The organism is Collinsella aerofaciens, assembly GCF_015555045.1.
Classification (GTDB): domain Bacteria; phylum Actinomycetota; class Coriobacteriia; order Coriobacteriales; family Coriobacteriaceae; genus Collinsella; species Collinsella aerofaciens_W.
The window spans coordinates 89,137-113,512 of record NZ_JADNJQ010000002.1 but is presented as its reverse complement, the minus strand read 5'-3'; the positions used below and the strand labels follow the sequence as shown (position 1 = coordinate 113,512).

Below are 24,376 nucleotides of genomic sequence, written 5' to 3'. Positions count from 1 at the left end.
TTTTAGCGAGCGGGCGAGTCCGCCGGCAGGCGGGCGAAGCCGGTGCGGATCCGCGCAGCGGATGCGCGGAATCCTATACGCCGCACCAATTGACTTTAAAGCTCCCGGCAACGGGGGCTTTTCTTATATCGCGATACGTCGAGGATCGCGCCAAGTGCTCCAAATGAGTAAAAATCAAATTCGATAACTTTTTTTGAAAAAACGCTTGACCATTATTCAGTCCATGTGCATAATAATCAACAAGTCGCGGCGTTACCTCAGCTGGATAGAGGGTCTGACTACGAATCAGAACGTCATAGGTTCGAATCCTATACGCCGCACCATTTGAGCTTGAAGCCTCCGGCAACGGGGGCTTTTCTTTTATGGCGGCATCCCATGGATTCGAACCTCGGTCGAGGCGCGAGCGTGAAGCGGACTATTTCTTATCGACTCGTGTAAGATTCCGAGTAGGTGTCGCGGCCCATCCGCGACCGCTCCTTCTTTCAACGACTGATCAGGGTGATATTTCGTGGCAGAGCGTCCGACATACAAGCTCAGGTTTCTCGACCCCAAAAAGCGTTTTCCATCGATGCCAGAGCAGCCTGCGGGGCGCTCATATGGTGTTGTCTGGAAAGTCTTTGGCGAGGACCCCAAAGAGTCGTGCTATGTCGTCGAATTCGTCGGCAAAACTCACATATCGCTCTTGGGCTACGTGAGCGTGTCGGGCAAGGTTTATAAGGTTGACCGCCCTGTTCGGGAAGTACCGTTGCCCGAGGACCCTGACATGGAGCTGGTCCTTCACGAGTCCGATTCCAGTATTGGCGAGATTATGGTGAGGGAGGCCAACGGAGCAATGCACGCGTGTGCGCGAACTGCCGGCTCTCCCGAAGGCCCCATGCGCGAGCAGTCCGACCACGAGACATGGAATTCGACCCGCGCCCTTCCTTACGGCGAGTTCATGGCCTCGATGTTCTTGCGCTACGTGATATTTGCCAACTCCGAAAGCGCTCTTGCGAACACGACGGGCGTCGACGGTCTCGATGCAGGCATGCAAAACGTTGTCGACAAGATCAAACTCGTAAAGTTGCCCGAGCCGGTCGAGGTGTTTTTGGGCTTTGACACGGCACCGCTCCCCGATGCTATCGAGACGCTGCTTTACTGTGTTGACCATGCCGAGAATCCGAGCGGTATCGAGCGCTATGCTGCCGCTCTTATGAGCGAGATCGACTTGCCCCGCCTGCGCACCATTGCTGCCAAGTCCGAAATGAGCCTAGCGCGCATTGACCGCTCAAAGCTGTTCTATCTCAATTTTGATCGTAGCCTGCTGGACCAGGACGAGATTGACATGCTGCTTGCCATCGAGTGCCGTCTCAACCGCCTCTCCGGCATCCTTGAGCGCATCGGGGCCGGATTGGTCCCCGCGGCATCCTCGCCGAGCCTTGAGGGCTGCGCGCTCTTTGATGCGTGGCATATCGCCAAGACAACCAACGATGTTCCCCGACTGCTCGATACGACCTCGAGCGACAACCCGTGGGGCAAACCCGGAACGGTAGCTTGCCAGCCGGGCGGTGAGTGGGATGTGCGTACCCGCTTCGCGCGTATCGTCGAGGCGCTTAACGTGGTCACACGGCTCGACTATACCTATCGGGCAAACGTTGCCGAGGGGATTATGCTCGTTCGGTTTGGGCACTCTGTCGTGGATGCCATGCCACAGCGTGAATACGACGCTCAGGAGGATGTCTGGCGCGAGTTGGACGAGAACGCGCGTGTGATTTGGGCCGCGGAGCACGACGCGCGCGTGGCGCTTACGCTGGCAGCGGCTTGCTTTGCCGCAGGTGCCTGCATTGCGCGCTGCTATGTTCAGATTGCGGCTCCCGACGGCGAGCAGGGCGAGCGCGTCATTGCAACATATTCCTTTGGGCGTGCGGCCTATCTGGCCAATTGCGTGCCTGTCGCCAAGGATCTTGAGAGCATGGATATGGACGATATGCCGTGCAAGCGCATGCTTGAGGCATATGAGTCGGATGCGCCGGATGCGATTGAGCCTGCGGAGGTTCACGCTCGCCCGCGTGACGACCACCGTTCGCTGCCGCCGGCGTTGCGCGACCTGCTGCTTGCCGATACGGCTGATGAGCTCGAGGTCATGGAGATGGACGATGACCCGTATGTGGCGCGCGTCGTTGAGTTGCGCGAGCAGGCAAAAGTTGACCGTGCAAGCGCGTTTGAGGGCTTCTCCCGTCTTGTTGAGGAGCTGGAGGCCAAGTGTGCCGTTGCCGAGCTTTTGGCAACGGGTCCGGTCCAGACGCAGTTTTGCGACAACCAGCTGGTACGCATGGTGCTGCCGGTAATGGAGGAAGACCGCTCCGTTCGTATTTTGCGTGCTCCCGATGCGCTGTACTTTGCCCAGCACGAGATCTGCAGTTATTACGCCGAGCAGGAGGATTTTGAACGGGCATTGCCCGAGGTGCGTCGTCTTTACGATCTGGCTCGCTCGTCCATGCAGTCGCACTTTGCGCTCATCAACGTGCTGGCGCGCCTGGAGCGCTTTGACGAGATTATCGAGGTGGCGCGCCACGGCCTGCGCATTGCCAGTGACCGTTCCGCAATCGGTTATCTGTTCTATCGTCTGGCGTTTGCCTATTGGAACTGCGACCAGCTCGAGCTCGCGTTGGCGTGCTACCGCCTCGTGCCGCGCGGCGAGGAGTCGGGTAGTAGCGCGCTGGAAGAAATGCAGGGCCTTATGAACGAGATGGGCGTCAATGAGCCGCCGACGTTCGAGGATGCGGTTGAGACCATCCGTAAGGCCGGGCTCGAGCTGCCTCCCGTGTCCGCCGTGACCAACCAGCTGACGGATGCCGCCGTGCAGCTGGTCGATAACGGCTTCTTTTTCCTGGCGCGCGTCTGCATCTTCCAAATGTGGCGCACCATGGGCAACGATGAGCTCGGCTCCCTCAGTCGCTCGCTGGGGTAGGGGCGATATAGAGGGGCCGCACTGCGCTATTTGTATCGGCGCGGGCGGGAGGACCCGGCAGGATCGGTAAGGCATAAAGCCGCCGAGCCTGCTAAAACTGTTAAACTCTGCTAAAGTTGCTAAACTTTGTTAAAGTTGTTAAAACTAGCAGAGGAGGGCAGAATGACGAAAGCTGTTAACCCCTTTAAGCCAACGGCGGGCATGAATCCGCCTGAGCTTATCGGACGGGACACTGTTTTGGATGACTTTGCCGAGGCTCTTGAGAATGGTCCTGGTGCCCCCGATCGACTCATGCGCATCTCGGGCGTCCGAGGCACAGGTAAAACGGTGCTCCTTAATGCATTGGGTGACCTTGCACGCAAAAAAGGATTCGAGGTCGTTGACGTTGCCTCCAATGCTGGTTTTTGCAATAGAATCCTCGAGGCTCTGCAGCGAAACGTTCGTCTTGAATCAATCTCGATTTCTCCATCGATTTTAGGGGTCAGCCTTGGCTCCATGGAGATGTCGAAGTCGGCCTCTCATCTGGGCGAGGCGATGTACGATGCTGCGAAGCGCGGTGGTCTGCTCATTACGCTCGACGAGATCCAGGATGCCTCAACTGAGGAAATGCGCGAGCTAGGCAATGAGATGCAGCTCTTGATTCGCCAAGGAGCGAATGTCGCTTTCGCTTTCGCCGGGCTGCCGACATCGGTAGATGGCGTGGTGGTGGATGATACGTTGACGTTCCTTCAGCGAGCCAAACATGTTGAACTTACTCGGCTTTCCGATTTTGAAGTTGGCGGATCGTTTGAGGATACGATGAGACGAGCGGGCAAGGAGCTCGACAAAGGTGCCGCTGAGCTATTAACAAAAGCTTCGGCAGGCTATCCCTTTATGGTCCAGCTGGTCGGATATTACGCTTGGCAGGTTGCTGCGCGCAGTGGGGCGGAGGGTGTGAGCGAAGAGGCGGCTCGTAAGGGTATCCAGGCGGCTCTTGATAGCTTTAATGCTATGGTGATTGCCCCAGCGCTGCGCAGGGTGTCGGAACGGCAGTTTCAGTATCTCGCGGCGATGGCTCAATGCGAGGGCGTCGATATCGCCAACGGCGATATCGCCAAGAAGATGGGTTTGTCGGCGAACAAAGTTGGGTCATATCGCAAGCGCCTGATCGATGCGGGGTTGATTGAGCCCGCGGGCTATGGCTGTGTTTCGTTTGCAATTCCGTACATGCGCGATTATCTGTTGGAGACCGTTCGAGAGGACTAATAAAGAATGGGCTGTCCGCGCTGTCGCTGGGGCCGTCCTTGTATCTTTGTCTCAATCTGTAACATCTGGAGGGGATTACGGCCTGCAGATGTTACAGATTGAGATGATTGACTGAGACGTTTACTGGTAAAAGAGAGGTAAAAGAGGAAACGCCTCAAAATTCCCCTTGCCCAACTTCGGCTGTTTGGTTACTATAGAACGGCTGTTACGGAGAGCTGACCGAGAGGCCGAAGGTGCTCGCCTGCTAAGCGAGTATGCCCCAAAAGGGCATCTGGGGTTCGAATCCCCAGCTCTCCGCCAGTATGACTTTGAAGAAGGGTCCCATTTGGGGCCCTTTTTTATTATCAAGAATGGCGGCTGGGGATTAGAGTCCGAAAGGGCGTGAACATTAGGCAAACACGGGGCGCTTGAAAACGGGGAGACCCAGGCGTGCTCGTGCACCCCGGTGTGGGGTTCCGAGGGGATGGAGTAGAAATATGGTAAAGGTCGGGCTGCGTAAGCCGAATCTAAAGACATCACTCAAGGCAAGAACGACCGGCAGAGCGAAGCGCGCGGTAAGGCGGGCGATAATCCCCGGCTATGGTAAGAAGGGCATGGGGTGGATCAAAATCCGAAGAAGGCTGCTTACAATGCCGTATACAGCAGAACGACCGTCGGAGTTGGGGATGTCGCTCGCGCCGTTGCTAAATCAGGCGCTCGGAGCTCGGCGTCAAGGACGTCCTCAATTACTGTTTCATCGCATGAAATTACACCTTTGGCGAAGCCTGAACAGAAATCTCTCACTCGAGAGATTACGTCGGTTGACAGGGCAAACAAGGCGCTTTTGCTATGCTTCCTTCTTGGGTGGTCGGGCGCTCGTAGGGCGTATGCACGGATGTGGGGTAGCTTCTTTCTATATCTCTTTACCTTTGGCCTTTTTGGATTTGGTTGGCTGTTTGATATTGTGACACTACTGATGAGACGCTCCGAGCTAAGGCGTCTCGGCGACAGTGATCCGACTCAACAGCAAGCGCCATGTTCCGTTGATTCTACATTCGATCGAAATGTCGCCGACTCCGGAAATTGGGAACAGCGTGGAGATGGGGAGGCTGCGGCTCGGCTAGAGCTTCAACGTAAAAACCGTGCCTATATGGAAGAAAACGGCATCGACGTGGAGATGTTTACCGAGGAAAAGGTCGCGGCGGACGCCTTGCGAACCATTGAGTCGGTATGCCCGTGCATGCTTAGGTTTGACCGAGGCATGAGCGAAGAGGAGCCAAGCATCAGCTTTTGCTCTCCAACAAAGACGGGGAAAATGCCCAAGAATGTCGTCGAGGCCCGCATTTACCATCAGGATGTGAAGCTATTGATGGATTCCCACGGCTTCGAATTGCCGGAGTATGGTGACAGCATCAATGTCATGATTAGTTATCTAGCTGATGGGCGCATAAATAAAGTCGATATCCATGGGTTCCATAATGGCCGCTCCGTTAGTGTCTCCATTCGCAGGCGGAGCGACGATCTTGTTATGACGAGTGCGGGCACCATCGGAGAAACGGGTGCCTGGCAATCGCTGTGTCCTGGGGCAGACCCCTCAGCTGGGGATCTTTTCAGGGCCTTGACCAAGGAGGTCGAAAGGATCTACTAGCATGCCCGGTGGACCCGTTTTCAAGGTCCGAAAAGACACAGCGAAGGTAAACGGCTAGCAATGTCGCTTTGGTGATTCTGACGCATCCCGTTTAAGAGGTATTCAAAAAGAGGCGCCCCGTTGGACGCCTCTCCAATCTCAAATGTAATGTTCCCCCAGCCCTACACCTCGGGCGCCTTGGCGATGGTCTCGCTTTCTGCCGTAAGTGGGCGGTTGTCGATGCGGCGGCCCAAGCGGTCGAGTTTTACAAGGAGCCACTCAATGGGATTCGGCCCCGAGTCTTCCTCGTCGGCAACCAAATCCATGACGGCGATCTTGGTGCCGTCTTGCTTGAGCGTCACGCTGCCCACCTTGTCGCCCACATGCACCGTGCCCGAAAGGTCATCGTAGGTAACCTTTTCGGTCACCTCTCCAGCAAGCGAAAAGACGGTTGCCTGAGCTGCGGGGTCGGCGAGCGTGGCATCGATCGTCTTGTCCGTCCAATCGGTCTGGCTAATGCGCGCGATGAGCGGATTGCCGTTGGCGGTCTTTTCCTGCGTGTTGGCGATCGCAACCGTCACCTTGTGGCCGTAGTACCAGTTGGCAAGGGCGGCCGTGTCGGCAAAGCGCTGGTCGGTGGTGCTGGAGTTCAAAACGACGGTGTAGGTCTCGTCGCCATCGCGGTTGTAGGCTCCCGTAAAGCAATAGCCGGCATCGTCGGTGGTGCCGGTCTTACCGCCGATATTGCCGTCCTGCCCCAGCAGCTCATTGTGTGTATCCATGGAATGAGAATGGTCGGAACCGTCGGCGCCCGTAACCTCAATCCAGGAATCATCGCTCGCTACGACCTCGCGGATCGTGTCGTTTTTCATGGCCTCTTGCATCATCAGCGCTACGTCGTGTGCGGTTGAGTGCATGTCTCCGGTCCACTCATCAAAGTCCAGACCATGCGGGTTTTCAAAAAGCGTACCGGTGCAGCCGAGCTTCTTGGCGCGCTCGTTCATGGCCTTCACAAATGTGGCCTCGGCGTCTTTGGTCTTAGGGTCGATCTTCTTACCCACATATTCGGCGAGCACGATGGCGGCGTCGTTGCCCGAGGGAATCATCAGGCCGCGCAGGGCCTGTTTTACTGTGAGCTCGTCGCCTTCGAGCAAGCCGGCGGTCGAATTACCCACGGTGGCTGCGGCGTTGCTCACCGTGACCTTCTCGTCCATCTTGCAATTCTCGACGGTTAGGATTGCGGTCATGACCTTGGTGATCGAGGCAATCTTGACCTGTTTGTCAGCATCGCGGGCATAGTAGACGGTGCCGTCTTTGCCCATGACGAGGGCATTGGTCGCATCGATATCGGGCAGGTTTTCAGCCGTGATGCCGCGCGCATCGGCGGTTTTGCCGCAAACATTGTCGGTCGTGAGCACTTGGGCGCCGGCGACGGTGGGCGCGCCAGCGGCAAGGGCGATAGCGCAGACAAAGCCGGCGGCAAGCTGGGCTGAGCGCTGTGCAAAAGAGGTGAGGGGCTTCACAGATTTCGCTTTCGACGGGATGGTCTCTTCTGGAACTAGAGTATATCGTTTGCCGGCGTCGGCAATCATCGCGTGCGTGCGTGGCCCACATCTGCGCCCGAACGGGCACAAGGGTGCTCAAGGCCGACTTAATCACCCACGCTTGTTGTGTGTGGCGTGCGTCGACTCGGGCATAATGGAGCGCGAGAGGAGCACGCATGAATGAGCGCATTTTGGTAGTTGATGACGAGAAGGCCATCGCCGACTTGGTTGGTATCTACCTTACAAAAGAGGGCTTTGATGTCCAGATTGCCTATAGCGGGGCCGATGCTGCCAAGGCAATCTTGGAGCAGGAGTTCGATCTGGCGCTGCTGGATGTCATGCTGCCCGATATCGATGGTTTTGAGTTGCTGCGTACGATCCGTTCCAGCCATACCTATCCCGTGATCATGCTGACGGCGCGTGATGCCCAGCAAGACAAGATCGAGGGCCTTTCGCTTGGCGCGGACGATTACGTGGTTAAGCCGTTCCGTCCGCTGGAGCTCATCGCGCGCGTGCACGCTCAGCTTCGCCGCTACACCAGCTACGGTAGCCGCTCGCAGGCGGCCGAGTCGCCGACCATCCAGCTCGACGGCCTGGAGATCAACCGCGATGCTCGTTCCGTGGCAGTGGACGGTTCGCCGGTTCGCCTCACGCCCATCGAGTATTCCATCTTGCTGTATCTGGTCGAGCATCATGGCAGCGTGGTGGCCGTTGAGGACCTGTTCCGCGCGGTGTGGAACGAGGACTTTATGCCCGGTTCCAACAACACGGTGATGGTGCACATTCGCCACCTGCGCGAAAAGATCGGCGACGACGCACAAAAGCCGCGCTTTATCAAAAACGTCTGGGGCGTCGGCTACATAATCGAATAACGCCTTTGATGGTGGGGAAGTGGATATGACAAAAGACGATAGGCGGGCATTCGAGGTGCCCGATCGGCTCTTTGAATACGTGAGGTCGGTCGTCGACAACCGCGCGCTTGCAACGGTGCTGCTCTTTTTGCTGAGCCTGCTGCTGATTGGCATCGACAACATCGTCGGAATCTTGGCGGTGCTGCTTGTCGGCTTTTTGCTGATCGATCGATTTGAGATCGTGCGCCGCTGCGTGGTGATTGGCGGCGCCGCGTGGGCCATGACGTTGGCGATTGGCGCCATGGCGCTCGGCGGCATCGAAGGGCCGGTGTTGTTCGATGCCGGCTTTGTATTCAACATGCTCGGCTTTGTGCTGGCGCTCGCCGTCTGTGTCCTGTTCTTTTGCGGGCGCGCCCTGTATTACCAGGGTTATGAGCAAGGCGAGCAGCATGCCGACCGCGTAATCGCCGCCCGTATTCAGGACCGTCTGATTGATGACCCCGACACGTGGGATACCATCGACGGCGACTTTCTCAAGGTCGAGGGTGCGCTCAACCGGGCGCGCGATTGCGAGCGTAAGGTTCAACAGGCCTTGCGCGACGAATCGCATCGCAAAGATGACCTGGTTACGTACCTGGCGCACGACCTGCGTACGCCGCTCGCCAGTGTGGTGGGCTATCTTTCGCTCCTGCAGGAGGCTCCCGATTTGCCGCTTGAGCAGCGTGCGCGCTTTACAGGCGTGGCACTCGACAAGGCCCACCGGCTCGATGCGCTCATCGAGGAGTTCTTCGACATCACGCGTTTCGATTTCCACGATATCGTGCTTACCCGCGCCTACGTCGATTTGGGGCTATTGCTGGCGCAGGTGGCCGACGAGTTCTATCCCATTCTCAACGAACAGCACAAGGAAGTCCAGGTTGATATCTGCGAGGACCTGACGGTGCTTGTGGATGGCGACAAGATGGCGCGCGTGTTCAACAACATCATGAAAAACGCCGTCGCCTATAGTTACGAAGGCTCGACCATTACGATCGAGGCCCGACGCCAAGATGACGGCGGCGTGCGCGTGCGCTTTATTAACCATGGTGACCCGATTCCCGCGGCTAAGCTCAAGGTGATCTTTGAGAAGTTTTATCGCCTGGATGCAGCGCGTGCGACCAATCGCGGCGGTGCTGGGCTGGGCCTCGCCATCGCCAAGGAGATTGTATGCGCGCATGGCGGTACCATCGCGTGCGAATCGACGCCCGAGCATACCGTCTTTACCATCGAGCTGCCTGCCGCGTAGCGTAGGCGCCCTTACAAACACCTGACAATGCGCTCACGTGCATATGAGCCGCGATTTCTACTATCGATACTGCTGAATTGATATCGATGTGGAGGTATGCGGTATGACGGCTGCTGCGGCTATGGAGCCCACGGAGCTCGAGGAGCTAATGGAGGCGCAAGCCGAGGCTGCGCACGAGCGCGAAGTCGGGGACGCGACTCGTCCCACGGCGCAGGATCTTGCCGCCTCGTCGACGCGCATCGACGTCGAGGGCCTCGATCTGTTCTATGGCGACCACCACGCGCTCAAGGACGTATCCATCAAGATTCGCGACAAGCAGATCACCTCGTTTATCGGTCCTTCGGGCTGCGGCAAGTCGACGCTGCTGCGTTGCTTTAACCGCATGAACGACGACATCAAGGACTGCCGCATCGAGGGTAAGATCGCGCTCGACGGCCAGGATATCCTGGGCGACTACGACATCTGCCGCCTGCGCCAGCGCGTGGGCATGGTGTTCCAGCGCCCCAACCCGTTTCCCATGAGCATCTACGACAACGTCGCGTATGGTCCACGCGGCATGGGCGTGCGCGACCGCGCCGTTCTGGATGAGTTGGTCGAGGACTCTCTTCGTCGCGCTGCGCTATGGGATGAGGTCAAGGACAAACTCAAGGAGTCGGGGCTGGGCCTTTCGGGCGGGCAGCAGCAGCGTCTGTGCATCGCCCGCGCGCTTGCCGTGCAGCCCGATATTCTGCTGATGGACGAGCCCACGAGCGCTCTCGATCCCGTGTCGACGCTGGTGGTTGAGCAGCTGGCCTGCGAGCTCAAAGAGACCTGTACGCTCGTGGTCGTTACGCACAATATGCAGCAGGCGGCGCGCATCTCCGACTCGGTCGCGTTTTTCTTGCTGGGCGAGTTAGTGGAGCACGCACCCACCGCTCAGCTCTTCAAAAATCCCACCGACCCGCGCACGGCGGATTATTTAACGGGACGTTTTGGCTGATACCATCTAGTAAAGGTACCTTTAGGGTTAAGATGCGGTCATGCCGGCCGCAAAGGGGTTCAACATGATCTATTACGTCGAGGACGATGACAACATCAGGGATTTGACGGTCTATGCACTGCGCAAGCAGGGAATCGAGGCCGAAGGCTTTTCGTGCGATGGCGAGTTTAAGGCCGCCGTGGCGCGACGGGTACCCGATACCGTCCTGCTCGACATCATGCTGCCCGATACCGACGGTTTGGCAATTATGCGTCGCCTGCGCGCCGACCGCCTGACGGCGACGGTGCCCATCATGATGCTCACTGCCAAGGATACCGAGCTCGATAAGGTAATGGCGCTCGATGGCGGTGCCGACGACTATCTGACCAAGCCGTTTTCGCTCATGGAGCTTGCCAGCCGTTGCCGTGCGCTGCTGCGCCGCGGCGGTATGGTCAAGCAGGCGAGCGATGTGCTCAGCGTGGGCGATATCGTGCTTTCGCCCAGCCATCGCGAGGTGACCGTTGCTGGCGAGCCGCTCAAGCTTACTTTGCGTGAGTTCGATTTGCTCGAATATCTTATGCGCAAGCCCGGCGTGGTCTTTACCCGTGAGTCGCTGCTGCAGAGCGTGTGGGGCTGGGACTTCGACGGCGGCTCGCGTACCGTCGACGTTCACGTACAGACGCTTCGCCAAAAGCTCGGCGAGCGTGCCAGCGCTATCGAGACGGTGCGCGGCGTGGGCTATCGCCTGGCCGAGCCTTCTGCCGGTGGCGATGTCGAAGATGCCGTCGCTACGGCAGCAGCATCGGAGGAGTAGTCCGTGGTCTTTGCCCCTCAGGGAAAACATACGCTCTCGCATCGCGTGTTTGCGACGATTTTTATCTGTGCCATGGCGGTGATTGTTGCCTTTACGGTGTTGGGCGCGTTCTTTGTGCAAAACACTTTGGCAGACGCCACGAGTGCCAACCTTTCGCAAGAAGCCGAGCTTATTGCCGCCGCCTTAAACGAGCAGCAGGAGCCCATCGCATTTTTGCGAAGTCTCGATCGCGAGGACCTTCGTATCACGCTGATCAACAGGGATGGATCGGTCGCCTACGACAACGAGGCGTCTCCTTCCATGTTGCCCAACCATGGCGATCGTCCCGAGGTTATTGAGGCCCTTGAGAGCGGTTCGGGCTCCGCGGAGCGCTCGAGCACCACGCTCGACGAGATTATGCTATATCGCGCCGTCGCCCTTGATAACGGTCAGGTCGTTCGTTTGGCGCAAGCCCAGCCTGGCGTCGCGGCGATTTTGCTTTCGCTGGTGGCGCCGATGCTGCTTATCGCGGCGGCGGGCGCGGTGCTTTCGTTTTTCCTTGCGCGCCGCGAATCCCGTGCCATCATTGCGCCGCTGCAGGAGGTCGATTTGGACCACCCGCGCCGTAGCTATGAACATGCCTACACCGAGATGGTTCCCATGCTCGAGCGCATTGAGTCGCAGCGCCAGGAGCTTAAACGCCAGATGGCGGTGCTGGCCGATAATGACCGTATGCGTCGCGAGTTCACGGCCAATATCACTCATGAGCTCAAGACCCCGCTTACCGCGATTTCGGGCTATGCCGAGCTTATTGCAAACGGCATGGTCGAGGGCGAGGACGACCTGCGCAACTTTGGCGGCCGCATCTACCGCGAGGCGGGACGCCTGGCGGCGCTCGTTAACGACATCCTCACGCTTTCCAACTTGGACGAGGCGGAGCGAGCATCTGAGGGCGAGGCGGTGCCCATTGGGTCCACGGAGCCTATCGAGCTCTCTCGCGCCATTTTGACGGTGGAACAGCGTCTTGAGCAGGTTGCCCGGCAGTCGAATGTGACCATTGGGCACGAGACGAAGCCCGTGGTGATCGAAGGCGTGTCGCGCCTGATCGACGAGCTGATCTATAACCTTGCAAGCAACGCCATTCGCTACAACCAACCTGGCGGTACGGTCACGCTGCGCTGCGGAACCAACGATGAGGGCCGTCCGTACCTGTCTGTTGCTGACACGGGTATTGGTATTGCGCCCGAAGAGCAGGGTAAAGTGTTCGAGCGTTTTTACCGTGTGGACAAGAGTCGTTCTAAGGCGCGTGGCGGAACAGGCTTGGGTCTGGCCATCGTTAAGCATGCCGCTCTGTACCATCATGCCGCGATTGACCTGTCGAGTGAACCGGGCGTGGGGACTACCATTACGGTGACGTTTCCCGTGCAACAAGAGGGACCGTTCGCGTAGCTGTGTGGCAAAAACCGAGGATTAGACGATACGCCCGCGCCTCCGCTGCCGCGTAAGTTGTTGTGCAACTTACGCGCGGACACTGTATCTTATGTATAGAGTTCGGGCATGGCAGAAAGATGTGATATCATATGAGCAGTTTTGTCGATACGAACTAGGGAAATGAAAGGCAAGCTGCATGACCCTTCTCGAACTGTTCCAGCTGCTTAAAAAGCACCTCAAGCTGGTCATTGCCCTTCCGGTGGTCTGCGCGATCGCCATGGGCGTCGTCTCCTTCGCTATGATGGACAACACCTACACCGCCACGACGAGCATGTACGTTCTCGCCAAGACCGACGATAGCGGTCAGATGAGCTACAACGATCTTTCGGCGAGCCAGATGCTTTCCAACGATATCGCCACGCTGCTCGATAGCGATAGCGTTAAGGGCGGTGCTGCCAAGGATCTGGGCCTCGCCGATCTGGACGACTACAAGATTTCCGTTTCCTCCGAGACCACGACGCGCGTCATCACGCTTTCGGTGACGGGCACCGATGCCGAGGAGACGGCAGAGGTGGCAAGGGCCATGGCCAGCTCGGTGAGTACGGTCGCTCAGAACGTCGGCGCTGCCCAGAGCATCAACGTTATCGATAAGGCTAAGACCCCCGAAGCCCCCAGCGGTCCCAAGCGTATGCTGTACGTTGCTGTCGCGTTCCTCGCGGGCATCTTTATCGCAGTTGCCTATGTCGTTTTGGCAGACATGCTCAACACCCGCATCCGCGGTGCCGAAGAGGCAGAAGAGCTCCTGGGCATTCCCGTTGTTGGCCGAATTCCGGCTATGAAAGGTGGTAAATAGGCATGGCTAAGGCAAAGAACACCGATAAGCTCGTTGTACAGAATGCCGCCAAGACCCTTCTGGCCAACATCCGCTTTGCGAGCGTGGACGACCCCATTCGCACTATTACCGTCACGTCCTCGATTCCCAACGAGGGCAAGTCTACGGTTTCCATCAACCTTGCCCAGGCTATCGCCACGAGCGGCAAGTCCGTGCTCCTGGTCGAGGCCGATATGCGCCGCAGGTCCCTTTCCGATATGCTCGGCGTTCGTTCGCGCGGCGGACTCTATGCGGTCCTTTCCGAGCAGATCTCCATTGACCAGGCAATTGTCGAGACGGGTCAGAAGAACTTCTACTTCCTCGATGCCGAGCCGCATATTCCCAATCCTGCCGACATCATTGTCTCTCACCGCTTTGCCAAGTTGGTAAAGGCACTGTCCGCCAAGTTCCAGTACGTCATCTTTGATGCTCCCCCGGTCGGCACCTTCATCGATGCTGCCGAGATTGCCAGCCTGACCGACGGTACGCTGTTCGTGGTGCGCGAGGACTTCACCAAGCGCGAGGAGGCACTCAACGCTATCGGCCAGCTTAAGAAGTCCGAAAAGGTCAAGCTCATCGGTACCGTTATGAACTACTGCGAGACCGAGACCAGCGAGTACTACTACTCCTACTACACCAAGGACGGTAAGAAGGTGAAGAAGGGCTCGGACGATCAGGGGACTTCCAAAAAGGGCATCTTCACCAACCGAGCAAACGTTTAGTTGATTAAGGCTGACCTATGCGTGACATTCATTGCCATATCTTGCCGGGTGTAGACGACGGCGCCGCCGATCTCGATGAGAGCTTGGCGATGCTCGAGGCTGCCAAGCGGGCCGGTGTAACCAGAATCGTTTGCACTCCTCACTGCCGTGATCCCTATTTTGATTACGACAAGATGTGGGATGCCTTTGAACTGCTGCGTGATAACGCTGACGGTTTTCCGCTCCAGATGGGCTTCGAGGTCAACCATCGAAAGCTCGTTGAACTTGGTATCGATGCCGCGGAGCACTTGCATTTCGATGGAACCAACGAGTTTCTGCTCGAGCTTTCGACGCATGCCGATGCGTATGCGTTTAGAGAGTACGAGAACACGATTTACGATTTGCAGTGCCGTGGCTACCAGGTGATCATCGCTCATCCTGAGCGCTATCGTGCGGTTCAAAAGGATGTAAGCGTGGCGGAGCGCCTGGTCGATATGGGCTGCAAGCTGCAGGCTTCGGCGGACTTTATTGCCGGCGGTCGCTTTGGTCGCGAAAAAAAGCCGGCACAGCGCCTGTTCGATCAGAACCTGTACAGCTTCATCGCGAGCGATGCCCATAACGTGGGTCATTACGACTGCCTGGCGAAGGCTCGCGCGAAGTTTAGCGTGCGCGGAGCTCATTTTCGCTAATATCTGTCCCTAACGTTCGCATTGAATGAGAGGGCAGCCATGGATATCCAACTTAAGACGGGATGCTTTGATGACGCGGCGTTGGTGCGCCGCGTCGTTTTTATGGACGAGCAGGGCTACGAGAATGAGTTCGACGCTATCGACGAGGATCAGAACTGCATTCATGTGACGCTCTATGTAGACGGCGAGCTTGCCGGTTGCTCGCGCGTGTTTCCCGAGGAGCTTGAGCGCGTGGCTGACGCAGAGGCCCCGGTGTTGCCGGCATGCGACATGGACGAAGGCGTTGCGGCGGGGGAGGCCTACATTATGGGGCGCGTCGCCGTGCTGCCGGCTATGCGTCGTCGCGGACTGGCGAGTGCGATCGTCGAGGCCAGTGCTTCGTGTGCACGCGATGCCGGCGCTAAGCTTATTAAGCTGCATGCGCAGGAATACGTGTTGCCGCTCTATGCAAAGGCGGGCTACACGCAAATTGCCCCGGTAGATTACGAAGACGAGGGCCAGCCCCATGTCTGGATGGCCAAGCGCGTAGATGGCAGATAGGGACGTTCCTTTTCTGCCGGCAGCTGGGGACACTCCTTGGCAATTGACGCATTGGAGCGCTCGGACATACAGTTTTTCGATTCCGTATGTATATATGCGCGCTATTGGGTTATAAAATCTAAGTCTGAACATAGCAGGTCTGCGATGCGGCTCGGGCAACCGGGCCGTTTTTGCGGACGGGGGTAGCGCGAAAGGACTGCACATGCGTCAATTTAAGACCGAGAGCAAAAAACTGCTCGACCTCATGATCAACTCCATCTACACCAATAAGGAAATCTTCCTGCGCGAGCTTATCTCTAACGCGAGCGACGCCGTCGACAAGCTCAACTTTAAGAGCCTGCAGGATCCGAGCGTCAAGATCAACCAGGGCGACCTGGCCATTCGCGTCTCCTTTGATAAAGACGCCCGCACCATTACCATCTCGGATAACGGCATTGGCATGACCGCCGAGGAGCTCGAGCGCAATCTGGGCACCATCGCCCATTCCGGCTCCGAGGAGTTTAAGACCGAGAACGCCGAGCAGCAGGGCTCCGATGTCGACATCATCGGCCAGTTTGGCGTGGGCTTCTACTCTGCCTTTATGGTTGCCAGCCATGTGAAGGTCGTCAGCCGCGCCTATGGCGAGGATGTCGCCCATGTGTGGGAATCCGACGGTCTTGAGGGCTACACCATCGAGGACGGTGAGCGCGCCGAGCACGGTACCGATGTCATCCTGACGCTGCGCGAGAACGAGAAGCTCGATGCCGACGGCGAGGCCGAGACCTACGATCGCTTCCTGACCGAGTGGGGTCTCAAGAGCCTGATTCAGCAGTACAGCAACTATGTGCGCTACCCGATTCAGATGATGGTGTCCAAGAGCCGCCAGAAACCCAAGCCCGAGGACGCCGGCGACGATTACAAGCCCGAGTACGAGGACTATCAGGAGCTCGAGACCGTCAATTCCATGACACCGATCTGGAAGAAGCGCAGCTCCGATGTCGAGCAGAAGGACTACGACGAGTTCTACAAGTCCACGTTCCACGACTTTGACGATCCTGCGCGCACCATCAGCTTCCATGCCGAGGGCACGCTCGAGTACGATGCCCTGCTGTTTGTGCCGGGCCGCGCGCCGTTCGATCTGTACAGCAAGGATTACGAGAAGGGTCTGGCACTCTACAGCTCCAACGTCCTGATCATGGAGAAGTGCGACGACCTGCTGCCCGACTACTACAACTTTGTCCGCGGCGTCGTGGATTCCGCCGATGTGTCGCTCAACATCTCGCGTGAGACGCTGCAGCAGAACCGTCAGCTCAAGGCCATCGCCAAGCGTGTGGAAAAGAAGATCACCGCCGACCTTGAGGATATGCGTGACAACGACCGCGAGGCCTACGAGAAGTTCTTTGAGAACTTTGGCCGCGGTCTTAAGTACGGCATCTACTCGAGCTATGGCATGAAGGCCGATGAGCTCGCCGATCTGTTGCTGTTCTGGTCTGCCAAGGAACAGAAGATGATTACCCTGGCCGAGTATGCCAAGGGCATGCCCGAGGATCAGAAGGCCATCTACTACGCCGCCGGCGACTCGCGTGAGCGCTTGGCCAAGATGCCCGTGGTAAAGGGCGTGCTCGACCGCGGCTATGACGTGCTGCTGCTGACGCAGGACGTGGATGAGTTCACCTTCCAGGCTATGCGTGAGTACGTTGCCGCCGATATGCCCAAGATCTACGAGGACGATGCCGCCCGCGAGGCTGCCGAGAAGGCCGTGGCCGATGGTGCCGAGCCCGAGGTTGAGGATCGTCACCTGGAGCTTAAGAACGTCGCAACCGGTGATCTTGACCTGGCGACCGAGGACGAGAAAAAGGAGGCCGAGGACGCCACCAAGGAGAACGAGGACCTCTTTAACGCCATGAAGGAGGCACTCGGCGACAAGGTCGAGAAGGTTGCCGTCTCTGCGCGCCTGACCGATGCTCCCGCGTGCATCACCACCGAGGGCCCGCTTTCGCTCGAGATGGAGAAGGTGCTCCAGAAGGGTCCCGAGGGCGCGCCCGACGGTATGCCCAAGAGCCAGCGCGTGCTCGAGCTCAACGCCAAGCACCCGGTCTTTTCCAAGCTCGTCGCCGCTCAGAAGGCGGGCGACGCCGACAAGATCAAGCAGTACTCCGGCCTGCTCTATGACCAGGCCCTGCTGGTCGAGGGTATTCTGCCCGAGGACCCCGTGGCCTTCGCGGCAGCTGTTTGCAACTTGATGTAGTTCGGGGATACGGCACCGTAACTAGATTAGAACGAGAGTGGATAATCTCCCACTTTTGGCTCGAATGCGGGCTTGAAGTGGGAGATTTTCCACTCTCGTTTCCTTTTGATTGATCCCTTGGGGACGGAGGAAAACGGATCACCGAGGGGGGTCGGTCTGATTCGGTGATCCGTTTTCCTCCGTCCCCAAGGGATCAATTATTTGTCGGGGTTGTGGTTTTGTGACCTGCTGAAATTAAAGATACTGTACAACTGTACGTTAATTTGTCTTCGTAGTATATTGCTACCCGCAAAACTCAATACCATTGTGCTCTGAGACGCTAAAGCGCCTACGTACAATGGTTGTCGATAGTACGATTCGATTTAACGACAGGATGGATGGTCCAAGCGTGAGTCTCGGCAGCAAACTATCCAATGCAAAGGTGTCCTTTGCGATATTTAAGCGCGACATTAAGCGACTGCTTGTGAACCCCGTCGCCTTGGTGGTTACCCTTGGCGTGTGCGTTATTCCCTCGCTGTATGCCTGGTACAACATCGTGGCTAACTGGGATCCGTACGGAAACACCCAGGGTATCAAGATTGCCATCGCCAACAACGATCGGGGCACCCAAAACGACTTGGTGGGCGAGCTCAACGCGGGCGACCAGGTCGTCGATCAGCTCAAGGAGAACGATCAGCTGGGCTGGACCTTCGTTGACTCGGCGGCCGATGCCAAGGAGGGCGTCGAGAGCGGTGAGTACTATGCGGCCATCGTAATCCCCAAGAACTTCTCGGATAACATGGTTTCGATGCTCGACGGCAACTACCATCAGCCCAAGCTTACGTACTACGTCAATGAGAAGAAGAGCGCTATTGCGCCCAAGGTTACCGACACCGGCGCAAGCACCATCGAGGAGCAGATCAACTCGGAATTTGTCTCCACGGTGGGCGAGACCGTTGCCAGCATTGCCAAGGATGCCGGAGTCGATTTAAAGGACAAAACGACCCAGGCCCAGGATTCGCTGGCTGGTTCGGTGTCCGAGGCATCCGATACCTTGGGCGAGGTGCGCGATTCGATTGGCGACATGAATGCCGCCATCGATAAGACGAGTGGCGCTATCGCCTCGGCTGATGCGGCACTTGCCGGCATGCAGGGTCAGGCGCCGTCACTGACGCAAGCGATCTCTCAGGGCAACGACCTGCTGGGTGAAGCTCGCACCACGGCGGGCAACTCTATCGCCTCGCTCTCCAAGGCGCTCTCGGAAGGCAGCCTTGCGCTCACCAAGACGTCGGCCTCCGCGAACGCTGCCATCGGCAAGCTGACGGGCACGGTCACATCTACGACCACCCGTATCGACAACTCGCTCGAGTCTCTCCAAGCGACGATCGACCACAATAAGGCCGTTATCGGGCACTTGGAGATTCTCGCCAATGACACGTCGACAGGTTCCGAGGAAATTGACGCGCGCATTGTATCGACCATCAATACGCTCCGTGAGCAGAACGAGAAGTTGCAGAGCATCAAGGACGGTCTGTCCGCGCAGTCGAGCGCCATGGCGAATGACGCCGCGGCTGTTTCGGGCGCCAGCGACGCTATCAATAACGCAATCCAGACCGGTGCGACCAACCTTGGCCAGGCCCAAACAAGCCTGGGCCAAAACGCGCTGCCGAAGGCCTCGAGCGCGCTCGATTCCTTTGCCGCCGTTTCGGGCGATCTGACGGGAATTGTATCTGGCCTCACGCCCACGATTGCAAGCGCGCGCGGTACGCTTTCGCAGCTTAACGCTACGCTCGGCCAGGCCAAGACCACGCTGTCCCAGACTGACGGCTCCCTTGCCAAGGTCCAGGATAAGCTCGCAACCGCCGCCAACGACATTGCGGCCCTGCAGACTTCCGAGTCCATGGGCGAGCTGGCTGATCTGGTGGGCGTCGACGTCAATGACGTCGCAGATTTCATGGCATCTCCGGTTGAGCTCGCGTCCAAGTCGATCTATCCGGTTAAGAGCTTCGGCTCGGGCATTGCTCCTTTCTACACCAACCTGGCGCTGTGGGTGGGCGGCTATGTGCTCATCGCCATTTACAAGCTCGAGGTCGACCGCGAAGGCATCGGCAGCTTTACCGCGCGTCAGGGCTACTTTGGCCGCTGGTTGCTCCTGGTGATCCTGGGTGCGTTGCAGGCCATCATCGTTACGGTGGGAGATCTGGTCATTGGCGTACAGTGCGTTAACCCGCTGCTGTTCGTGCTGGGCGGCATCGCCATTTCGTTCACCTACGTCAATATCATCTATGCGCTGTCCACCACGTTTAAGCATATCGGCAAGGCTATCGGCGTCATTCTCGTCATCGTGCAGATCCCGGGTTCGTCGGGCATGTACCCCATCGAGATGATGCCCGGCTTCTTCCAGTGGCTGCACCCGCTGCTGCCCTTTACCTACGGCATCAATCTGCTGCGTGAGACGGTCGGCGGTATGTATTCGTTCAACTACCTGTTTAACCTGTGCATTCTGGGCGTGTTCTTGATCGTGGCGCTCTTTATCGGCCTGCAGCTGCGTCCGCTGCTGCTCAACCTTAACCTGCTCTTTGATAAACAGCTTTCCACGACCGGTATGATGATTTGCGAGTCCAACGACCTGCCGCGCCAGCGCTACTCGCTGCGCACGGCCATGCGTGTCATGCTCGATTCCGATTCGTACCGTCGTGAGGTGCTCGATCATGCGGTCGCCTTTGAACATCGCTACCCGTACTACATCAAGGGCGGTTTCGCCGCTGTAGTCGGCGTGCAGGTGCTGCTCTTCGTTCTGTCGACGGTTCTCGATATCGACAACAATGGCAAGATCATTCTACTGGTCATCTGGATTATCTCGGTCATTGCCATCTGCGGCTGGCTCATCAACATCGAGTACATCCGCGCGAGCCTCAACACCCAGATGCGCATCTCGGCGCTTTCGGATGAGGACTTGCGCCGCGAGATGCGCGAGCACACGGCCGCCATTCCGGCCGCTCGTCGCATGTTCGGCTTGAATGCGAGCGAGCGGGGGTCTGAGCCCAAGACTCAGGCTGTCAGCCAATGTGGTCATCGCGATGCGGTCCATGTGCCCGAGAACGGGGATGACACGTTTGTGATGAATGAAAAGAATGCTCCGCTCGGCAAGCACTCCAAAGGAGGTGAGGCATAAATGAAGAACATCCTGCATCTGTTTAAGCGCGATGTCCAAAACGTGTCTCGCTCCGTAATCGGTTTGGTTGTCGTGATGGGCCTCATTATCGTACCGTGCCTGTACGCGTGGTTTAACATCGCCGGCAGCTGGGATCCGTACGGCAACACCGGCAATCTTAAGATCGCCGTGGTCAACACCGATGAGGGTTACGAGAGCGATCTGATCCCCGTCGAGGTGAACGTGGGCGAAAACGTGACCGCCACCCTGCGTGGTAACGAGAACTTCGACTGGGTTGTGCTCAACGATCGAGAAAAGGCCATCGAGGGCGTCAAATCGGGCGCATACTATGCGGCTGTCGTTATCCCTAAGACGTTTAGCGCCGATATGATGACGCTCTTTTCGACCGACGTGAAGCATGCCGATATCGAGTTTTACGAGAATCAGAAGGCCAACGCCATTGCCCAGATTGTGACTGAGAAGGGCTCGAGCGCCGTCCAGAGTCAGGTCAACGAGACCTTTACCGAAACCATTACGACTATCGGTCTTAAAACCGTGTCCAGCCTGCTCGACTACATGAGCACCGACCAGGTCAGCAACTTTATCGCCAATCTGTCCTCGACGCTTGGCGATTCGATTGAGGACCTGCGAGACGTTCAGGCCAGCGCAACGTCGCTTGCGGGCATTTTGAGCTCCACGTCCGATTCGCTGACGTCGGCGGGCGGTATGCTCAAGCAGTCCGGATCGACCGAGGAGTCGGTGAAGCAGCTCATGCAGCATGCCGAGAGCGGTATTGCCGATTCCGAGCAGGCGCTCAAGTCTGCCAGCGATGCGATTGATGCCGCTATTGATGGGAGCGCGGGTTCGTTCGATAACGTTTCTACCGAGCTCGCAAAGGCATTCGACGCTGCAAACCAGCATGTCGATCTTACGGTGTCTCAGCTCAACGATGGCGCAGCGTCACTCAATACGCGTGCCGACGAGATTGATGCCACGGCCGATAAGCTCCGCAGTCTTGCTAGACAGGTGAGTAACGATAAGCTCAAGGCAGGGCTTGAGGACGCGGCTGCTGAGCTTGACAAAACCGCGACGGAGTACCGCAACAATGCCAATGAGCTGACGAATATCGCGACGTCGCTCACGAAGAGTATGACAGAGGTTAACAAATCGCGTGCCGAGGTCGATCAGGCCATCGCCGATGCCAAGGCTGGTATCTCGGGCGCCAAGATTGACTACGACTCTACGTTCTCGGTCAAGGCCAAGGAGCTCAAGAAGACTATTTCGGGCGTTTTGGATTCGCTCAAGGGTATCTCGGGCGACCTGGATAGTGCTGTTGCCGGCCTGACCGACGCATCCGGTTCGCTGGCAAAGGGTCTCTCCAAGGCTGCAAAGCTGGTCAACAAGGCTTCCGATCAGCTGGGTGAGGCGTCGGACAAGATCAGTGCGTTTAAGGACGAGCTCGACGGCGCCTTGATGTCGGATGACCTCGCTACGATCAAGACGATGATCGGCAATGATCCCGAGGGTCTGGCCGTGTCGCTTTCCGGCCCTGTCGCACTCGACCGCAAGCCGGTCTATCCAATCCGCAACTACGGTTCGGCCATGGCACCGTTCTACACGATTCTGTCGCTATGGGTCGGCTCGATCGTACTAGCGGCCATGATGAAGGTCTCGGTTGACGATGAGCTTATCAACGAGCTCATCCCCGTACGCCTGCACGAGATCTATCTGGGTCGTTACCTGTTCTTTGGCGGTTTGGCTCTGCTGCAGGCAACGCTCGTGTGCGCGGGCGACATTCTGTTCTTTGGCATTCAGTGCGACAACCCGCTGCAGTTTGTGCTGGCTGGCTGGGTCGCGAGTCTCGTGTTCTCCAATATCGTCTACACGCTTACAGTTTCGTTTGGCGATATCGGCAAGGCTTTGGCCGTTGTGCTGCTGGTCATGCAGGTCGGCGGTTCGGGCGGCACGTTCCCCATCGAGATGACCGGCCCCGTGTTCCAGGCGATTTATCCGTTCCTGCCGTTTACTCACGGTATCAACGCCATGCACGCCGCCATGGCCGGTGCCTACCATATGGAGTACTGGGTTGAGCTGGGCATTCTGGCGAGCTATCTGATTCCGTCGCTGGCCCTGGGCGTCGTCTTCCGCCGCCCAGTCATCAAAGCCAACGACTGGATTATCGAAAAGCTTGAGAGTACTAAATTAATCTAGTTACGCGGTTTTACCAAACCGCGTAACGGCTCGACGCTGCAAACGACCCTAAGCGGCAATCTGACGTTCAATTTCAAGGGCGCGACCAGAAGGTCAGCGCCCTTTCATTTCACGTCACCTTGCTCGCTTAGGGTCGTTTTCGCTGACGTTGACGAAACATCGAGGTTATTCAAGTCGGTACTTTAGTGCGGTGAATTGCGCGGGTTGCTTGGTTGTTGCTACAGTAGCGGGGCGTGCCGGGGGTCCGGTGCGCCCCGTTTTTATTTGACCATGAGGCGGCACGCAGCCATACGCGTGCGGACACCACGCCCAGATTGAGTGCGAGGATGTTCCATGGCCCAATACGCTGCCAACGAAATCGAAAACATGCCCGATAGCCCTGTGGCCCGTGAGGATTTGGGCGCGGGTGGCACCTTCCGCGGCGCCGGCGCTCGCTCGCCGCTGTTCTGGAAAGTCCTGCTACTTTCGGTGGCAGTCGTCTGGGGCTACTCCTTTACGACCATGAAGGACGCGCTCGACACCATTCCGGTGTTTGAACTTCTCTACGTGCGCTTTCTGCCCGCAGCGTTGGTCATGTTTGCCGTCTTCCACAAACGCATCATTGCACATTTCAATGCCCGCAACCTGATCGTTGGCCTGAGTATGGGCGTGCTCATGTGGGCGGCCTATGCGTTGCAGACGGTCGGTCTGGCACATACTACGGCGGGCAAGAATGCTTTTTTGACGGGCACGTATTGCATCCTCGTGCCGTTCGCGAGCTATTTTCTGAGCGGCGAAAAACTCACCCGCTATAACCTGGGCGCGGCGCTGCTGTGCTTGGCGGGCATTGGCCTGGTGGCGCTCGATAGCGTCGAGTTCAACATCGGTGACGTCATTACGCTGGCTGGTGCGGTCTTTTTCGCCATCCAGATGGCGGTGACGGCCAAATACGGTCGCAAGATGGATATCAACGTCATCACGTTTTGGATGTTTGTGGGCAACGGCGTGCTGAGCCTGATCTCGTCGCTGTTATTCGAGACCCAAGCGCCGCTGTCCGTGTGGACGCCGAGCTTTATCGGTGTGATGGCGTTTCTATCGGTGGGCTGTACGTGCGTGGCCCTGCTCATCCAAAACGTCGGCCTGGCGCATGTCCCGGCCTCGACGGGCTCGCTGCTCCTTTCGATGGAATCGCCTTCGGGTGTGCTGTTCTCGGTGCTGCTGATGGGGGAGGCGCTCACTTCGCGTCTGCTCGCCGGCTTCGCGCTCATCTTCCTGTCGATTATCTTGAGCGAGACGCATTTCGACTTCTTGCGCCAAAAGCCGCGCCCGTAATTGTAAACAACTTGTTGCGCCGCCTCCCGG

At 57.7% G+C, this 24,376-nt stretch carries 17 protein-coding genes and 2 tRNA genes; 18 read left to right on the top strand and 1 reads right to left on the bottom strand.

All coding sequences use genetic code 11. The annotated features are described in order from the left end of the window. Window positions 1-246 precede the first annotated feature (246 nt). From I2E45_RS01760 to I2E45_RS01740, 5 genes are all read left to right on the top strand, one after another. Window positions 247-323: transfer RNA gene (locus I2E45_RS01760), tRNA-Arg, on the top strand. A gap of 245 nt (window positions 324-568) precedes the next feature. Further along, the gene (locus I2E45_RS01755) at window positions 569-2,950 is read left to right on the top strand and encodes a tetratricopeptide repeat protein (RefSeq protein WP_195443975.1); all 2,382 of its coding nucleotides are present in this window, start codon (window positions 569-571) and stop codon (window positions 2,948-2,950) included. 162 nt (window positions 2,951-3,112) lie between these two features. Continuing rightward, the gene (locus I2E45_RS01750) at window positions 3,113-4,195 is read left to right on the top strand and encodes an AAA family ATPase (protein ID WP_229058773.1); all 1,083 of its coding nucleotides are present in this window, start codon (window positions 3,113-3,115) and stop codon (window positions 4,193-4,195) included. A 209-nt stretch (window positions 4,196-4,404) separates the two neighbouring features. Then, window positions 4,405-4,495: transfer RNA gene (locus tag I2E45_RS01745), tRNA-Ser, on the top strand. A gap of 298 nt (window positions 4,496-4,793) precedes the next feature. Then, window positions 4,794-5,822, top strand: coding sequence for a TM2 domain-containing protein (locus I2E45_RS01740; protein ID WP_271742008.1), 1,029 nt, complete (start codon window positions 4,794-4,796; stop codon window positions 5,820-5,822). 161 nt (window positions 5,823-5,983) lie between these two features. On the opposite strand, the gene I2E45_RS01735 is transcribed toward I2E45_RS01740, so the two are convergent. Further along, on the bottom strand, window positions 5,984-7,324 hold the full coding sequence (locus I2E45_RS01735; protein ID WP_195443974.1) for a D-alanyl-D-alanine carboxypeptidase family protein: 1,341 nt from the start codon (window positions 7,322-7,324) through the stop codon (window positions 5,984-5,986). 197 nt (window positions 7,325-7,521) lie between these two features. Between I2E45_RS01735 and I2E45_RS01730 the strand changes: the two genes are divergently transcribed. The 13 genes from I2E45_RS01730 (at window position 7,522) to I2E45_RS01670 (ending at window position 24,346) form a co-directional block, all read left to right on the top strand. Next, entirely contained in the window at window positions 7,522-8,217 is a 696-nt protein-coding gene (locus tag I2E45_RS01730) for a response regulator transcription factor (RefSeq protein ID WP_195443973.1), read from the top strand. Between the two features lie 25 nt (window positions 8,218-8,242). After that, entirely contained in the window at window positions 8,243-9,481 is a 1,239-nt protein-coding gene (locus I2E45_RS01725) for a sensor histidine kinase (RefSeq protein WP_195443972.1), read from the top strand. A gap of 103 nt (window positions 9,482-9,584) precedes the next feature. Beyond that, window positions 9,585-10,460, top strand: a complete 876-nt coding sequence (gene pstB / locus I2E45_RS01720; RefSeq protein WP_118080834.1) for a phosphate ABC transporter ATP-binding protein PstB — start codon at window positions 9,585-9,587, stop codon at window positions 10,458-10,460. A gap of 64 nt (window positions 10,461-10,524) precedes the next feature. Further along, window positions 10,525-11,253, top strand: coding sequence for a response regulator transcription factor (locus I2E45_RS01715; protein ID WP_195443971.1), 729 nt, complete (start codon window positions 10,525-10,527; stop codon window positions 11,251-11,253). Between the two features lie 3 nt (window positions 11,254-11,256). After that, window positions 11,257-12,681: a sensor histidine kinase gene (locus I2E45_RS01710; protein ID WP_271742012.1), complete on the top strand. Its 1,425-nt coding sequence runs from the start codon at window positions 11,257-11,259 to the stop codon at window positions 12,679-12,681. Window positions 12,682-12,859: 178 nt separating this feature from the next. Continuing rightward, window positions 12,860-13,516, top strand: coding sequence for a YveK family protein (locus tag I2E45_RS01705; protein WP_195443970.1), 657 nt, complete (start codon window positions 12,860-12,862; stop codon window positions 13,514-13,516). A 2-nt stretch (window positions 13,517-13,518) separates the two neighbouring features. Then, entirely contained in the window at window positions 13,519-14,256 is a 738-nt protein-coding gene (locus I2E45_RS01700) for a CpsD/CapB family tyrosine-protein kinase (protein ID WP_055309657.1), read from the top strand. A gap of 17 nt (window positions 14,257-14,273) precedes the next feature. Then, a complete protein-coding gene (locus I2E45_RS01695; protein WP_022094060.1) occupies window positions 14,274-14,924 on the top strand; it encodes a tyrosine-protein phosphatase in 651 nt (216 codons plus the stop codon). A 39-nt stretch (window positions 14,925-14,963) separates the two neighbouring features. Continuing rightward, window positions 14,964-15,464, top strand: a complete 501-nt coding sequence (locus tag I2E45_RS01690) for a GNAT family N-acetyltransferase (protein WP_138114010.1) — start codon at window positions 14,964-14,966, stop codon at window positions 15,462-15,464. Window positions 15,465-15,666: 202 nt separating this feature from the next. Beyond that, the gene (gene htpG / locus I2E45_RS01685) at window positions 15,667-17,691 is read left to right on the top strand and encodes a molecular chaperone HtpG (RefSeq protein WP_161115698.1); all 2,025 of its coding nucleotides are present in this window, start codon (window positions 15,667-15,669) and stop codon (window positions 17,689-17,691) included. A 421-nt stretch (window positions 17,692-18,112) separates the two neighbouring features. Continuing rightward, on the top strand, window positions 18,113-20,845 hold the full coding sequence (locus I2E45_RS01680; RefSeq protein ID WP_271824610.1) for a YhgE/Pip domain-containing protein: 2,733 nt from the start codon (window positions 18,113-18,115) through the stop codon (window positions 20,843-20,845). After that, window positions 20,846-23,035: a YhgE/Pip domain-containing protein gene (locus I2E45_RS01675; protein WP_195443968.1), complete on the top strand. Its 2,190-nt coding sequence runs from the start codon at window positions 20,846-20,848 to the stop codon at window positions 23,033-23,035. It begins immediately after the preceding gene. Window positions 23,036-23,368: 333 nt separating this feature from the next. Beyond that, a complete protein-coding gene (locus tag I2E45_RS01670; protein WP_195443966.1) occupies window positions 23,369-24,346 on the top strand; it encodes a DMT family transporter in 978 nt (325 codons plus the stop codon). Window positions 24,347-24,376: the final 30 nt, after the last annotated feature.

Coding starts and splice junctions, on each gene's coding strand:
- I2E45_RS01670 (WP_195443966.1), top strand. CDS start 23,369: ATGGCCCAATACGCTGCCAACGAAATCGAAAACATGCCCGATAGCCCT.
- I2E45_RS01715 (WP_195443971.1), top strand. CDS start 10,525: ATGATCTATTACGTCGAGGACGATGACAACATCAGGGATTTGACGGTC.
- I2E45_RS01695 (WP_022094060.1), top strand. CDS start 14,274: ATGCGTGACATTCATTGCCATATCTTGCCGGGTGTAGACGACGGCGCC.
- pstB (WP_118080834.1), top strand. CDS start 9,585: ATGACGGCTGCTGCGGCTATGGAGCCCACGGAGCTCGAGGAGCTAATG.
- I2E45_RS01755 (WP_195443975.1), top strand. CDS start 569: ATGCCAGAGCAGCCTGCGGGGCGCTCATATGGTGTTGTCTGGAAAGTC.
- I2E45_RS01705 (WP_195443970.1), top strand. CDS start 12,860: ATGACCCTTCTCGAACTGTTCCAGCTGCTTAAAAAGCACCTCAAGCTG.
- I2E45_RS01700 (WP_055309657.1), top strand. CDS start 13,519: ATGGCTAAGGCAAAGAACACCGATAAGCTCGTTGTACAGAATGCCGCC.
- htpG (WP_161115698.1), top strand. CDS start 15,667: ATGCGTCAATTTAAGACCGAGAGCAAAAAACTGCTCGACCTCATGATC.
- I2E45_RS01730 (WP_195443973.1), top strand. CDS start 7,522: ATGAATGAGCGCATTTTGGTAGTTGATGACGAGAAGGCCATCGCCGAC.
- I2E45_RS01750 (WP_229058773.1), top strand. CDS start 3,113: ATGACGAAAGCTGTTAACCCCTTTAAGCCAACGGCGGGCATGAATCCG.
- I2E45_RS01690 (WP_138114010.1), top strand. CDS start 14,964: ATGGATATCCAACTTAAGACGGGATGCTTTGATGACGCGGCGTTGGTG.
- I2E45_RS01675 (WP_195443968.1), top strand. CDS start 20,846: ATGAAGAACATCCTGCATCTGTTTAAGCGCGATGTCCAAAACGTGTCT.
- I2E45_RS01725 (WP_195443972.1), top strand. CDS start 8,243: ATGACAAAAGACGATAGGCGGGCATTCGAGGTGCCCGATCGGCTCTTT.